Genomic DNA, 14,253 nt, shown 5'->3' with positions numbered 1-14,253 from the left:
AATAAAAAGGCGCCTTTCGGCGCCTTTTTGACACCCTTATTACTTTGGCATCGCTTCTTTCGGAATGATCGCGCCGCGATACTGAATCACGGTGCTCGCGGTCAAATGCCCGCGTTTTGCTGCTTCTTCTGCATTGCCACCGGTCAAACGCACCGCCAGATAGCCCGCGCTGAAAGAGTCACCAGCAGCCGTAGTATCGATAACTTTTTCTTTCGGTAATTTCACCGCTGGCACTTCTAATGTTGACTCACCCTGAATCGCTACCAGGCAAGAATCAGCGCCACGCTTGATAACCACTTCACGCACACCAGCTGCCTGAGTACGGTGAATCACTTCTTCAACAGGCTTCTCGCCCCACAGCAAATCTTCGTCATCCAGCGTCAGGAACGCGATGTCGGTGCAGGTCAGCATTTGCTGATAGACCTGTTGCGTCTCTTCACGGCTTGCCCACAGGCGCGGACGGTAGTTGTTATCGAAGATAACCTTGCAACCGTTCGCACGGCACTGAGTCAGCAGAGCCATCAGCTTTTCACGGCTAGCCGCGTTGAGGATAGCCAGACTGATACCGCTCAGATACAGGTAGTCGAACTGTGCCAGTTCTGCGCAAATAGCCTGAGCTTGATCGCTCTCCAGCCAGAAACGGGCTGCGGCTTCGTTGCGCCAGTAATAGAACGTGCGCTCACCGGTAGAGTCAGTCTCGATGTAGTACAGGCCCGGCAAACGGTGCTCCAGGCGCTGTGTCAGTTCGGTGTGAACGTTTTCTTGCTGCCATGCGTCGAGCATTTGCTGGCTGAAGTTATCTTCACCCAGTGCTGTAACGTAATGGACTTCAAGATCGGCTGCGTCAACCTGACGTGCGATATAAACGGAAGTGTTTAGGGTATCGCCACCAAAGCCGCGGCTAACTTCCGCACCTTTTTGCGACAGTTCAATCATACATTCACCGATAACGGCGATTTTGCGCGTTGGCATAGCAGTAAACCTGAATTAATGAAATTGGCACTAGTTTGCTGGTCGGCTAAAAACGAGTCAAACAATTTAAAACGATGTTTCGGAAAACTTTGAGCTAAGGCAGTTTATTGCCGATGTTAGATAACTCGCATTGATTGAGGTTGTACTGAAAGCGAACATAAAGTTCTCATGCGCCACGCCGATAACTTCTCGATGAGCCATCTGAGTTATCAAGGTAAACAGGACGTACATGATGAAGTTTAAGCAGATCACTCACCGGCTGAATACGCTTGAGGCGAGTGTCGAAAGTTTGCAGGAGCGGCGGTTCTGGCTGCAATGCCAGCGGCAGTACACCTTCCAGCCGATTTATAAAATCGACGGCCATTTAATGGCGATAGAGCTGCTGACGGTGGTGACTCACCCGGATGAGCCAGAAATTCGTATTCCACCCGATCGTTACTTCACATCTGTCTCTTACCGTACGCGACTGATGGTTATCGAAGAGCAACTTAGCCTGCTGGCTGAGTGGGAATCCATCTTCCTTGGCTATAAAATTTTAGCCTCGGTAAATGTTGATGGCCCGACATTGATGGCGATGAAACAGCACCAGCCGATTCTTACGCTTATCAATAAAATGCCGTGGGTGCGTTTTGAGCTGGTTGAGCACATCACCCAACCACAGGCTGTGACGCTTGCTGGGATGCAGGAATTTGGCCCGTTGTGGCTTGATGATTTCGGTACAGGTGTTGCGAATTTCTCCGCATTAAGTGAGATGCACTATGACTACATCAAAGTCGCGCGTGAGTTGTTTATCATGCTGCGCACCACCGATGAAGGTCGCAATTTATTCACCATGCTGCTGCAATTGATGAACCGCTACTGCAAGGGTGTCATCGTTGAAGGTATTGAAACTGAAGATGAATGGCGTGATGTCCAACGCTCGCCCGCCTATGCCGCGCAAGGTTATTTTCTCTCACGGCCCATTCCATTTGAACAGTTGGAGAATGTGCTGATTCGCCTCTCCTGATGCCGTTTTGGCCCCGCTCAACTATCTTTAGTTAAAGCGAGCCACATCAGGAAAGGGGGCAAGGCATGACTAAAACTGGAAAAATTGTAAGCGGTGTCGTCGGGGTTTTATTGTTGTTGGTTGTGGTGGCAATCATTGTGATTGCGACGTTTGACTGGAATCGGCTCAAACCGACCATCAACCAAAAAGTCTCGACAGAACTGAACCGGCCCTTCGCCATTCGTGGCGATTTAGGTGTGGTTTGGGAACGTAACAAAGAAGAGACGGGCTGGCGCAGTTGGGTGCCCTGGCCGCATGTTCATGCCGAAGATATTATTCTTGGTAACCCGCCTGATATTCCTGAAATAACGATGGTGCATCTACCGCGTGTTGACGCCACCCTGGCACCGCTCGCGCTGCTGACCAAAACCGTCTATATCCCATGGATTAAGCTGGTGCAACCTGATGCGCGGATTATTCGACTGTCAGAAAAAAACAACAACTGGACGTTTAAACTTGCCAGCGATGGGACAAAAGATCCCAACCAGTCGCCGTCTGCCTGGTCATTCAGAATGGACAATATTCTGTTTGATAAAGGCCGCATCGCCGTTAACGACAAGGTCACCAAAGCGGATATTGAAATCCTCGTCGACCCGCTCGGCAAGCCGCTGCCGTTTAGCGAAGTCGAAGGGAAAAAGCCCAAAGGAAAAGACGCTGCAAAAGCCGGGGATTATGTCTTTGGCCTGAAAATGAAAGGCCGCTATAACGGTGCGCCGTTGGAAGGCAGCGGCAAAATTGGCGGCATGCTGGCGTTACGTAGTGAAGGCGACACCGCCTTCCCGGTGCAGGCTGATGTGCATTCCGGTAATTCCCGCGTGGCGTTTATCGGCACCATTAACGACCCGATGAAAATGGGCGGCGTCGATCTGCAGCTTAAATTCTCCGGCGATTCGCTGGGTAATCTCTACGATTTAACCGGCGTGTTGCTACCAGATACGCCACCGTTTGAAACGGATGGGCACCTGCTGGCAAAAATCGACACTGAAAAAGGCTCGGTATTCCGCTACCAAAACTTTAACGGACGCATTGGCGACAGCGACATTCACGGCTCGCTGACCTACTCGCAAGGCAAACCGCGCCCGAAACTGGAAGGCGATCTCGAATCTAAACAGCTCCGTCTTGCGGATCTCGGCCCGTTAATTGGCGTGGATTCGGGCAAAGGTGCGCAGCAAAGCAAAAAGTCAGAGCAGGCGAAAGGCGAGAAAACGAATCAGCCCGCCGACAAAGTGCTGCCGTATGACCGCTTCGAAACCGACAAATGGGATGTGATGGACGCCGATGTGCGCTTTAAAGGCGGCCGTATCGAACACAGTGGCACGCTGCCACTGAGTAACTTATCCACGCACGTGATTTTGAAGAACGCTGACCTGCGGCTCCAGCCGCTGAAATTTGGCATGGCGAACGGCACCATCAGCGCCAATATCCACCTGGAAGGCGACAAAAAGCCGATGCAGGGGAGAGCGGATATTCAGGCGCGGCGTTTGCAGCTCAAACAGTTGATGCCAAAAGTGGAGTCGATGCAGAAAACGCTCGGTGAGTTAAACGGCGATGCGGAATTACGGGGCCGTGGCAACTCTATTGCTGAGTTGCTGGGCAGCAGCGACGGCAACCTGAAACTGCTGATGAACGACGGGTTAATCAGCCGCAACCTGATGGAAATCGTCGGCTTAAACGTCGGGAACTATATTGTTGGGCAAATCTTTGGTGATGACGAGGTGCGGATTAACTGTGCGGCGGCAAACCTTGATTTACGTGGTGGAGTCGCGACGCCGAGAATATTCGCCTTTGATACTGAAAACGCGTTGATTAACGTTACAGGGACTACCAACTTTGCCAGCGAACGGCTCGATTTAACCATCGATCCTGAAAGCAAAGGGATTCGTATTATCACGCTGCGTTCGCCGCTCTATGTGCGCGGCACCTTTAAGAATCCGGATGCAGGCGTGAAAGCCGGGCCGCTAATTGCGCGTGGCGCGGTAGCGGCAGCTCTGGCGACGTTGGTGACACCAGCCGCGGCTCTGTTGGCGCTGATCTCGCCGTCCGAGGGCGGTGACAATCAGTGCAGCCGTATTTTGGGGCAGATGAAGAAGTGAGGCCCTCCTCCGGTTGTCACCGCCAAGGCTGGCTCTTAAACATATCTATGTGAGTCAGGCGAAGGTTCCGTTCACTTACTGTTCTGTGATTTATAAAGCCACCGAACCGGTGAACGAGCCAAGGGTGCTACCGCAGCACCCTTGGCAATCCCGGCTCCCGGCGTTTAAATCGCCGCTTTGCGGTAAACCTCCGTTTTTCCTTTCAGTCCCAGGGTCGGTTGTGACTCGCTCCCGGCGATCACAACCTCTCGCCGTTCCCGACGGCTCGACCCGGCCTTACAGTCAAAACGGAGGCGATTTATGCCGGACTCAAAGGTCAAAATCAAAAGCGAAGGTCAAAATCAAAAGCGAAGGTCAAAGTCTAAAGCCGAGCCGGTTTTGACCTTGTTCCCGGTATAAATTGCCCCAGCGTTACCCATAAGTCAGGGTTGAGCTGCCGGGAGCAGCGAAAGAGAGCGATCGCCGGGAGCGAGTCGCGAACGACCCTGAACGTTGGGGATAAGCTGGGGTTTACCGCGCAGCGGCAATTTAATGACCGGGCGCCAGGATTATCAAGGAGAGGGCGTTCTCTCCTTGATACGTTCACCGTTAACAATGGTTGCAGAAGTCGCCAGACGTTCGGGTGAACGGAAAAACCTCTCATCTTACAGATCTCGCCCCGATAGATTGCCAGAGCGAGATGGTTATAAGAGAAAGCCTTTAGTGGGGAGGGTGAAAAACCTAAAGCGACAAATGACGCGTCTCTTTCGACACCAACAGCGCAATCAGCGTAATCGCTGACATCGCTGCCAGATACAAGCCGACATAGAACAGACCGTAATTTGCCTGCAACCAGGTCGCGATATACGGTGCCACAGACGCACCCAGAATCGACGCCACATTATACGAGAACGATGCCCCGGTATAACGCACTTCGGTTGGGAACAGCTCTGGCAGCAGTGCACCCATCGGTCCGAAAGTTAATCCCATCAGGCTCAGACCAATCAGCAGGAACACCATCACCAGCGTCGGGTTTCCGGAACCCAACAGCGGCTGGAACACCGCTAATGCGAACACAATCATCAGGCTGGTGATCACAATCATGCACTTACGGCGGCCAAATTTATCCGCCAGATAGCCCGCGATCGGCACCATCACGCCAAAACCAATTACCGCCATCATCAGCATCCACAACACATCGTTGCGCGAGAAACCGAGGCCTTTTGGCACCGCCGCGGTGCTGAACGTCATTGAATAGACCGTCATGATGTAAAACAGTGTGTAAGTTGCCAGCATAATAAAGGTGCCGATAATGGTCGCTTTTAAATGCTTGGTCAGAAGTGTGCCGAGCGGTATTTTCACCTGCTTGCCCGCTTTGGCAATTTTGGCGAACACTGGCGTTTCATGCAGTGAAACACGCACATACAGGCCGATTATCACCAGCACCGCAGAAAGAATAAACGGCACGCGCCAGCCCCATGACATGAACTGCTCATCGGTTAAGAGCCATGAGAGCAGCAGGAAGGTGCCGTTGGCAAAGAAGAAGCCAATTGGTGCGCCCAACTGTGGGAAAGAGCCGTACAGTGCACGTTTACGTGGTGGTGCGTTCTCGGTTGCGAGCAATGCCGCTCCGCCCCATTCGCCACCCAGCCCCAGGCCCTGCCCAAAACGCGCCAGTGCTAACAACATTGGTGCCAGCACACCGATAGTTTCGTAGCTCGGCAGCAGGCCGATAACGACAGTTGAAACACCCATTGTCAGAAGTGATGCCACAAGTGTCACTTTGCGGCCTACACGGTCGCCAAAGTGGCCAAATAGCGCGGAACCAATTGGGCGTGCAACAAAGGCAATAGCGAACGTTGCCAGCGACTGTAGCGTGGCAGCGGTTGGGTCACCTTGCGGGAAGAAGATATGCGGGAAAACAATGACCGCAGCAGTAGCGTAAATATAGAAATCAAAGAATTCGATGGCGGTGCCGACAAGCGAGGCAACGACAACTTTTCCGCGTGAGTTGACGGGTGTGGCGTCAGTTTCGGTATTGATTGAATCAGCGATGGTGGCTTGCATAGATTTTTCTTATTTATAGCGAACGAAAGCCATATTACGCATAGCAAAAGGCGCATTTCAACGCGCGGTTGCCTCCTTCGCTGTGCGATTAACGCGCAATAAGAGGATAATTTTTAGTCCAGAAAATAAATATCCACGTCGTGCTTCTCATATTTAAAAAATCAGCGAATAAAACTGCTTTTAGGTTAAATAAAAGTTACAGGCTGGATTTATGTGCTGAAACAATATCTCGTACCAGCCTGTTATCAATCAACTATGGGTTTTACCCGGCATTCTCGGGTCATCTTTGTATTGTGCGGTGGCAATCCACGCGGCACAAAACAGCGTCAGGCGGGCGAAGAAATAGAAGAAGGCCATCAGACCTAAAACAGAGCCAAATGCTGCGCCGGAGGGGGATTTTATCAGCGCTGGCAAGCTATAGGTCATGATGATTTTGATAACCTCAAAACCAATTGCCGCAATCAATGTGCCACGAATCAGTGCTTTCTTGCGTGGGCGATGGCGTGGAAGACGCCAGAAAATCCAGAAGAACAGCAGGTAGTTAGCAAAAATAGAGATCGCTAACCCGACTAAATGCCAAACCGGTTTTAACCATTCGATACCGTCGAGATGCAAAAGAGTTATCAGGAATGCCTGGGCTGAACCGGCAACCGACGTGATTGAAAGCGTCACAATCAGTGCCACCAATAAACCAATTAGCGACACCAAATCACGCAGATACTTTACCCAGAACTTCTCCTGATCTTGTGGATTCCTTTCCCACTTATCGCGCGACTGAGCACGCACCGCTTCACGCAAATTCCCCATCCAGTTGATACCGGAATAGAGTGCAATCAGCAGCCCGACCAGGCCAACGGTTGTACGCTGTTGCACCGCAGTATTGATGGTGCTTTTCAGCGTGGCAGCAAGCGTTGGCTCACTAACGTTGATGAGGATTTTATCGAAAATCTCTTCCAGCAGTGTGGGATGCGAGGCGAGGATATAACCGGCGGCGGCAAACGCCACCATCAAAATCGGGATCAGTGACAGGAACGAAAAATAGGTGATAGCTGCGCCAAACTGATTGCCCATGCGGTCATTAAACCGTTCGGTGGCACGTAACAGGTGCGCGACCATCGGGCGTTTCGCGGCTTTATTGACACTGGCAATCGTATGATTAACCGTCTCATTTTTTGTCTTGATATTGACCAACGGCTCCGATTCATCGGGTTTCTCAGGCGCAACTGGTTCGGATTTGGGTTGGGTCTGAAATTTGGCGACAGGCTCATAATCGAGCGATTCAGTTGGGCGTTTCTCGCTGTTATCCGATGTAGTCATCAGGTTATTTTTTCCTTTAGATAAAACAAGCTCTTCACGAAATTATAGCCTGGAGCTAGTCGACGTAACCTTTAACCAGCCCAGTCAGCCACTCCATAAACAAATGAACCCGGCGTGAAAGATTGCGACGATGTGGATACAGCAGGGAAACCGGCATCGGTTCGGCGCGATATTGCGGCAGGATCTCCACCAGTTTTTTACTCTTGAGTAACTCTTTTACGCCGATACGAGGTACCTGGATGATACCAAGCCCGGCAAGGCATGCCGCCTGATACGTTTCGGTGCTATTCACCGTTATCACACCACCCGTTTTTACCCAGCGCGTGTTTTTATCTTCCAGGAATTCAAACCCTTGCGGTCGGTTGCCGAGATTGAGTGCGTAATGCACCACGGCGTGAGAGGCGAGATCGTCAAGGTTCTCCGGATAACCGAAGCGCGCCAGATAATCGGGGCTGGCACAGTTAATTAAAGTCAGTTTCCCTAGCGGTCTCGCCACCAGTCCCGAATCTTTAAGGTGCCCAACACGAATAACGCAATCGAACCCTTCGCGCACTACATCGACCATGCGATCGCTGCTACTTAATTCCAGCTCGATACCTGGATATTGCTGCAAGAATGCGGGCAGTTTGGGAATAACTAAATTTCTAGCCACGCCGACCGGCATATCCACGCGCAAACGCCCGCTGACACTTTTGGGGTCGTGTAAAAAAAGCCCATCTAATTCGTCCAGGTTAGCGAGTAAATCGCGGCAGCGTTCGTAATAGACCATTCCATCCTGGGTGAGTTGTACCCGACGCGTGGTGCGATGCAATAGCCTTGTTCCTAGCACCCCTTCTAGCGCCTGAATCTGACGCGATACGCTACCTTTAGGTAGGCCCAGAGAATCGGCTGCGCGAGTAAAACTCTCCAGTTCAGCCACTCTAATGAATAGCTGCATTGCTTGTATTTTATCCACTATCTTTCCTTATTGTTGTTGTGGTTGAAACAGTGATGCTCAATTGACAGTCTTTATTGATTTTGTAGCATCTAATAAGCTCTATCTCAATCACCTGACAGTTATCAACGAGGCAAATCATGAGTCAAACAATCGCATTAGTGACCGGCGGCAGCCGTGGATTAGGTAAAAACGCAGCATTGAAGCTGGCAGCGCGCGGCGTGAATATTATTCTGACCTACAACAGTAAGCAGCAAGAGGCGCTAAATGTGGTGCGCGAAATTGAGCTAATTGGCGTAAAAGCTGTGGCAATTCAATTGAATGTCGCCGAAAGCGCCTCATTTAGCGCATTTGCTAAAGAAGTGAAGCAGCAGTTGCATGACGTGTGGCAGCGCGATTCGTTTGATTATTTATTAAACAATGCCGGAACCGGGCTGGATGCGCTGTTCGAAAAAACAACAGAAGAACAATTTGATGATTTAATGAATATCCATTTGAAGGGGCCATTCTTCCTGACGCAGCAACTGTTGCCGCTGATTAAAAACGGCGGTCGTATCCTGAATGTTTCGACTGGCCTGACGCGTTTTGCGCTGCCAGGGAAAGCTGCTTATGCCGCAATGAAAGGTGCGATGGAAGTGTTGACGAAGTACCAGGCCAAAGAGTTGGGTGCGCGTGGGATCTCGGTGAACATTATCGCACCGGGTGCAATTGCGACTGATTTCGGTGGTGGTGCAGTGCGTGACAACGAACAGGTAGCGAATGCCATTGCTGCGCAAACGGCATTAGGGCGTGTCGGGCAGCCGGATGATATTGGTGATGCAATTGCTGTGCTGCTCAGTGATGAAAGCCGCTGGATGAATGCGCAGCGCATTGAAGTTTCTGGTGGAATGTTCTTATAAGAAGGGGCATTTGCGGGGGTGATATTCATCTCACTCTCGCCTGTTAAATATTGGTCAAAAATACTGAATGATATGAGCGAATCATTCCACTATCACCATTTGTGATACGGCATTATTCTTATCACATCGAAAGCGAACAAGCTTTCTCACTTAAAAAAGCTCAAGGATATACATTATGAAAAGCATCAAATATTTTGCCGTAGTTATGACTCTGGCTGCTTCATTCTCAAGTTTTGCTGCAACCACTCAATCTGTTGAAAGCCAGAAAATCGGTACAGTTTCGGTGAGCGGTGCTGCGAATATCGATAGCCTACAGGCACAACTGCAAGCAAAAGCTGAGCAGGCTGGTGCGAAATCAATCCGCATCATTTCTGCTGGTGGCGATAACAAAGTGTTTGGTGTTGCCGAGATGTATAACTAAGAATTCACGCTGTATGGGCCGCCGTTGTGCGGCCCGTGTTTTATCTGAACTCGCTGCGTAACAAACCAAATATCCAGTCATCCTGCCAGGTTCCAGCAAGAAAATAGTTTTCTCGCAGTATCCCTTCCGGCTGAAAACCGGCTTTTTCTAGCGTTTTTTTCGAACCGATATTCCCTACCGTGACTGTTGCTGTCAGTTTGCGGATCGCGCATTTCTCAAAGGCAAATTTGCACACGGCATGAAGCGATTCATAACCGTAGCCTTGCACATGAAACTCCGGATCGAGAATAAACCCCACTTCTGCCATTTCATCATCGCCACGCACAAACCCAGTAAAGCCAATAGGCGTGCCGTTATGTCTGTCGCGCATGACCAGGCAAAGCCAGTGTCGACTATGCGTTTCCCAGCGTACAAGGCGTGAATTAAAAATCTGGCGAACCTCAGCTTCTCGACGTTCATCGGAAACATAACGCATCACGTCTGGATCTTGCTGTAAGCGTAAAAAGAACGGCCATTCTTGCTCGGTAATTTGGGTTAAATTCAGTCTGGAGGTCACAAGTGGGAACATGGTTTTTAATCCACGATAAAGAGAGTTGCGCCAATAGCGGTGGAGGAGCGATGCGGTTCAGCATTATCGGCGACCTGATAGCTCATTCCCGGCTTTAAAGTAAATACGCGCCCGTCTTCCAGCTCAGTTTGTAATTCTCCCGCCAGGCAAAACAGAATGTGCCCTTTCTGGCACCAGTGATCAGCGAGATATCCAGGGCTGTATTCCACCATCCGAACACGTATTTCCCCGAATTGCTGAGTGCGCCATAGAGCGTTACCCGTGATGCCTGGATGTTCTGTAGCGCTCAGTGTCGCCCAGTCGGTGGTGTTAAACGGCAGGTCGTTAATACGCATTGCTGATCCTTATTATTTTTTTAGGTGGTATTTGCTCCTTTAGTGATATCAGCAAAAAATTAACGGCGCCATATTTATGCGCCGTTATTAAGGGTTACTTCCAGTGGGATAAATCATCACATGTCAGCCCAATATCTCGTAATTGTTCCTTGCTCAATCCTTGCAGTGTGCGTGCTGTCTGGCGGTTTAACCATCTCTGGCGCAAATAACGGTAAATCATCACAAAGCCATAAAACGGTTTATGCGGACGGTTCTCTTCAAAGCCCATGATCTTGCTCCTCATCGTGTTGATGGGAACAATCATGCGCCGCCATACAGTTTGCAGGCAGACTCAAAAATAACTTTTATTTAACATACAGACGCGCTAAAACAAGATCTGAATGGTGGTTTTGCCATCACTCTGTACTGCTTTTTCTGTCTGTATGGTGAATTAAGAGGATACAGCATGACGCGTTACCAACACCTTGCCACTTTGCTGGCAGAACGCATTGAACAAGGCTTATATCGCAGTGGCGAACGCTTGCCTTCGGTGCGCAACCTGAGTAGCGAACACGGCGTTAGTATCAGCACCGTACAGCAGGCCTATCATATTCTTGAAGACCGTCAGCTCATCTCCCCGCAGCCGCGCTCTGGCTACTTTGTGGCGCCGAAAAAATCTCAGCCACCCGTTCCGCCTCTCACTCGCCCAGCACAGCGCCCGGTAGAGATTACCCAATGGGATGCGGTGCTGGAACAATTAACCGGAAGAGAAGATGCCGGAAGTATAGCTTTTGGCAGCGGTTTTCCCGATGTCACCCAGGCAACGATTAAACCGCTATGGCGTGAAATGAGCCGCATTGTGCAGCATCAGGAACCCGAAATTTTGGGTTATGACTGCATTAACGGTAAGCAGGTGCTGCGCGAACAAATCGCACGTTTGATGCTCGACAGCGGCTGTGTCGTCACACCAGACGATATTGTGGTGACCACCGGTTGCCATGAAGCATTGTCGATTGCGATTCGTGCCGTGTGCGAAGCAGGAGACATTGTGGCGGTTGAATCGCCATGCTTCCACGGCACCATGCAAATGCTGCGCGCATTCGGCATTAAAGTGGTTGAAATACCAACGGATTCCGAAACGGGCATCAGTGTGGAAGCGCTGGAACTGGCGCTCGAACAGTGGCCGATTAAAGCGGTCATTCTGGTTCCAACCTGCAATAACCCACTCGGTTTTATCATGCCAGATGTGCGTAAAAAAGCGGTGCTGAACCTCGCGCAACGCTTTGATATCGCCATTATTGAAGACGATGTTTACGGCGAACTGGCGTATGAATACCCGCGCCCGATGACGATTAAATCGCTGGATGTGGATGGACGGGTGCTGTTGTGCAGCTCATTTTCAAAAACGCTGGCACCGGGGCTGCGTGTGGGCTGGATTGTGCCGGGGCGCTATTTCGACCGCGCCATGCATATGAAATATATCGTGACCGGCAGCACTACCACTTTTACCCAAATGGCGGTCGCGGAGTTTGTGCGTAACGGTCATTACCATCGCCACCTACGGCGCATGCGCCAGCACTATCAGCGCAACCTGGATGTATTCACCTGCTGGGTGCGCCACTATTTCCCATGTGGCATCTGTGTTTCTCGGCCACAGGGCGGTTTTCTGATGTGGATTGAGCTGCCGGAACACATTGATATCGTACCGATCAGCGAAACGCTGCGTCAGCACAATATCCGCATTGCGGTGGGGTCGTTGCTGTCGGCTTCCGGGAAATATCGCAACTGTATGCGCCTGAATTATGCATTGCCGTTCAATGCCGAGACTGAAACCGCGCTGCGTAATATGGGCGAGATCATCGGCCATGTTTTTGAAAATGGTTAATTTTCCTACTCTTTTAAAGCCATAGACGGTTACCCATCTGAGATAAAATTGCGCCTCATGGCGTTGTATACCCATGCCGGGCGTATATGCGTTTTTAATTGAAAGGAAAATCATGACCAGCGCTGCACAGTTGCTGATGCGGGAAAAGTTCGAGACTTGCCTGAGTGTGATTCGCCAGGCGTCATTGCAAATCCTGCCACTTCTCACCATCAAAGCCAGTGAAGGCAAAGATCCGCAATGGTTTTTTCAACAGCTTGAGCAAGCTCGCCTGGCGCTGGGAAGTTGGATGGCGGTGGCAAAACGATTAAATCTTAATGATGCTGAGATTTCACATTTCACTTTGTTGCTACGTCATCTACAGCAACTGGTGCCGCAGTATGAAAGCGGCCAGGAAGTCAGCCATAACCAGCTAATTGCAGCATTACGCTTTGTGAGTTATCTCGAGCTGGTGCGTGCAAAACAGCCTTTGCTTGGCTACTCCACAGAAATAGAAAATAATGATAATAGTCAGCAACATAAAGCGATACGCCAGATGCGTGCGCTGGAGCTGATGCTTAAAGGTCTGGTAGATAAAAGCTATGCCAGCCAATCACAGTTGGTGCATAAGCTGAAAACGCAGTTTGGTGCTGATTGCGTCCGTCGTTGGTTGAAAAATGGCGAACGTGGCGATGTGCTAAGTGGGATGCGCTTTAGCGAGTTGGCCTTGATGGTGGTCGATAAAAAAGAGTACGCGAACCATTACGCCGGGCTATTCCAGCACTCTTCGAAACTAAGCTTACTGATAGATCAGCGCAAAACACTGCAAACTTTTCTCAACGATGTGCGTGAAATTCGCAATGATCTGGTTCAACAGCAGCCCCTCACTTCCGTACAACTCACCTTGCTCGATAGTTACTATCAGGAAAGTAGCGACGCCATTCAGCGCGCATTCGATGAAGGGCGAACGAAGGTGAATCCGGCGATGCTTCTGGCTGCCGATGATTCGCAATTACAGACCTGGCTCATGCAGGCACAGAAAAAATACCAGGCAACCGGACGCGATACCGAAGAGGTGCGCGATGCTATCGAACGGCCTGAGTTGCGTAATACCAAAAGAAAGCAGGACTCCGGCGAAACGTTGTTGATGCTGATGTGGTGCATGGCGGGAGTGGCTGTGATTAGCGCCGGCATTTTTGGTATGTACTTGCTGAGTGATGTCACCAATAAACCTGCCGTTGCGAAAAATACGCCAGTCAAAATCACTATGATCGATTCTCTCCCGGAAACCGAAAGCGCGCGCGAAAAGCTGGCCGATATCGGAATCACTTGGGATGAAGGCAACTTACGCTCGGCAATCGAACGCGGCGATACCACTGTCGTGCGGCTGTTTATGCAAGGGGGGATGAACTGGAAAGTCTATTTCACCGAATCGGCATTGGCGGGAGATTACCGCGACGCGCTCAATACTTTGCTGCAGTATCGTTCGCAGATGGATGAAGACCGGCCATGCCGGCGCATGATCAGAACCATGAGTCAGGCGATGCACGACGGGCAAAGTCTGACTTCACTGCGAAAACAGTTTTTGAAAACCTTTTGTAGCTCGCCGGATGCTATCAAGCGGCAAAAAGAGGAGTTGGAAAGAGCGCTGCTTCGCAAGGCTGCCTGGGAGACGCGTCAGGATGGAGCCAAAGCTCAGGGCACACAGGTTGAAGTAGTGAACTCGGATGAGGCACGAATTCAACAGGCAATATACAGCGCGATGCGCAGCTAAATTTTTCTG

The 14,253-nt window shown here is 50.6% G+C and carries 13 protein-coding genes; 6 read left to right on the top strand and 7 right to left on the bottom strand.

Annotated elements, in window-relative coordinates; genetic code table 11:
• Positions 1–39: 39 nt before the first annotated feature.
• On the bottom strand, positions 40–972 hold the full coding sequence (gene kdgK, locus LVQ77_RS16010) for a 2-dehydro-3-deoxygluconokinase (protein WP_151993858.1): 933 nt from the start codon (positions 970–972) through the stop codon (positions 40–42).
• Positions 973–1,204: 232 nt separating this feature from the next.
• On the opposite strand from kdgK, the gene pdeH reads away from it, so the two are divergent.
• Together pdeH and LVQ77_RS16000 are read left to right on the top strand one after the other, a co-directional pair.
• Positions 1,205–1,978, top strand: a complete 774-nt coding sequence (gene pdeH, locus LVQ77_RS16005) for a cyclic-guanylate-specific phosphodiesterase (RefSeq protein ID WP_232904969.1) — start codon at positions 1,205–1,207, stop codon at positions 1,976–1,978.
• A 65-nt stretch (positions 1,979–2,043) separates the two neighbouring features.
• Positions 2,044–4,110 carry an AsmA family protein gene (locus tag LVQ77_RS16000; RefSeq protein WP_232904958.1) on the top strand — a complete coding sequence of 689 codons (2,067 nt, stop codon included), beginning with the start codon at positions 2,044–2,046 and terminating at the stop codon, positions 4,108–4,110.
• A gap of 720 nt (positions 4,111–4,830) precedes the next feature.
• Here the strand turns inward: LVQ77_RS16000 and LVQ77_RS15995 are convergent.
• The 3 genes from LVQ77_RS15995 to LVQ77_RS15985 all read right to left on the bottom strand — a co-directional run bounded on the left by LVQ77_RS15995 (position 4,831) and on the right by LVQ77_RS15985 (position 8,428).
• Complete coding sequence (locus tag LVQ77_RS15995; protein ID WP_232904957.1) at positions 4,831–6,156, bottom strand: MFS transporter; 1,326 nt, start codon at positions 6,154–6,156, stop codon at positions 4,831–4,833.
• Between the two features lie 249 nt (positions 6,157–6,405).
• Positions 6,406–7,473, bottom strand: coding sequence for an inner membrane protein YhjD (gene yhjD / locus LVQ77_RS15990; protein ID WP_232863946.1), 1,068 nt, complete (start codon positions 7,471–7,473; stop codon positions 6,406–6,408).
• A gap of 55 nt (positions 7,474–7,528) precedes the next feature.
• The gene (locus LVQ77_RS15985) at positions 7,529–8,428 is read right to left on the bottom strand and encodes a LysR family transcriptional regulator (RefSeq protein ID WP_151993854.1); all 900 of its coding nucleotides are present in this window, start codon (positions 8,426–8,428) and stop codon (positions 7,529–7,531) included.
• A 119-nt stretch (positions 8,429–8,547) separates the two neighbouring features.
• Here LVQ77_RS15985 and LVQ77_RS15980 point away from each other — a divergent pair, with 119 nt between their 5' ends.
• Together LVQ77_RS15980 and LVQ77_RS15975 are read left to right on the top strand one after the other, a co-directional pair.
• The gene (locus tag LVQ77_RS15980) at positions 8,548–9,306 is read left to right on the top strand and encodes an SDR family NAD(P)-dependent oxidoreductase (protein ID WP_232863944.1); all 759 of its coding nucleotides are present in this window, start codon (positions 8,548–8,550) and stop codon (positions 9,304–9,306) included.
• Between the two features lie 175 nt (positions 9,307–9,481).
• Entirely contained in the window at positions 9,482–9,727 is a 246-nt protein-coding gene (locus tag LVQ77_RS15975) for a YdgH/BhsA/McbA family protein (RefSeq protein WP_064514721.1), read from the top strand.
• A gap of 40 nt (positions 9,728–9,767) precedes the next feature.
• Here LVQ77_RS15975 and LVQ77_RS15970 read toward each other — a convergent pair whose 3' ends face one another.
• The 3 genes from LVQ77_RS15970 to LVQ77_RS15960 all read right to left on the bottom strand — a co-directional run bounded on the left by LVQ77_RS15970 (position 9,768) and on the right by LVQ77_RS15960 (position 10,898).
• The gene (locus tag LVQ77_RS15970) at positions 9,768–10,295 is read right to left on the bottom strand and encodes a GNAT family N-acetyltransferase (protein WP_232904956.1); all 528 of its coding nucleotides are present in this window, start codon (positions 10,293–10,295) and stop codon (positions 9,768–9,770) included.
• Between the two features lie 5 nt (positions 10,296–10,300).
• On the bottom strand, positions 10,301–10,630 hold the full coding sequence (locus tag LVQ77_RS15965; RefSeq protein ID WP_232863942.1) for a DHCW motif cupin fold protein: 330 nt from the start codon (positions 10,628–10,630) through the stop codon (positions 10,301–10,303).
• A gap of 94 nt (positions 10,631–10,724) precedes the next feature.
• Positions 10,725–10,898 (bottom strand): DUF1127 domain-containing protein, encoded by a 174-nt coding sequence (locus LVQ77_RS15960; RefSeq protein ID WP_154153767.1) that lies wholly within the window; start codon positions 10,896–10,898, stop codon positions 10,725–10,727.
• Between the two features lie 177 nt (positions 10,899–11,075).
• On the opposite strand from LVQ77_RS15960, the gene LVQ77_RS15955 reads away from it, so the two are divergent.
• On the top strand, positions 11,076–12,494 hold the full coding sequence (locus tag LVQ77_RS15955) for an aminotransferase-like domain-containing protein (RefSeq protein WP_232863940.1): 1,419 nt from the start codon (positions 11,076–11,078) through the stop codon (positions 12,492–12,494).
• A 112-nt stretch (positions 12,495–12,606) separates the two neighbouring features.
• Positions 12,607–14,244, top strand: a complete 1,638-nt coding sequence (locus LVQ77_RS15950) for an STY4199 family HEPN domain-containing protein (RefSeq protein WP_232904955.1) — start codon at positions 12,607–12,609, stop codon at positions 14,242–14,244.
• The last annotated feature ends 9 nt before the right edge of the window (positions 14,245–14,253 follow it).

The organism is Buttiauxella cochleicola (assembly GCF_021282435.1).
In the GTDB taxonomy this organism is placed as follows: Bacteria; Pseudomonadota; Gammaproteobacteria; order Enterobacterales; family Enterobacteriaceae; genus Buttiauxella; species Buttiauxella massiliensis.
Note: the sequence above shows the minus strand (reverse complement) of the source record. Positions and strands in the feature narration are given on the sequence as shown.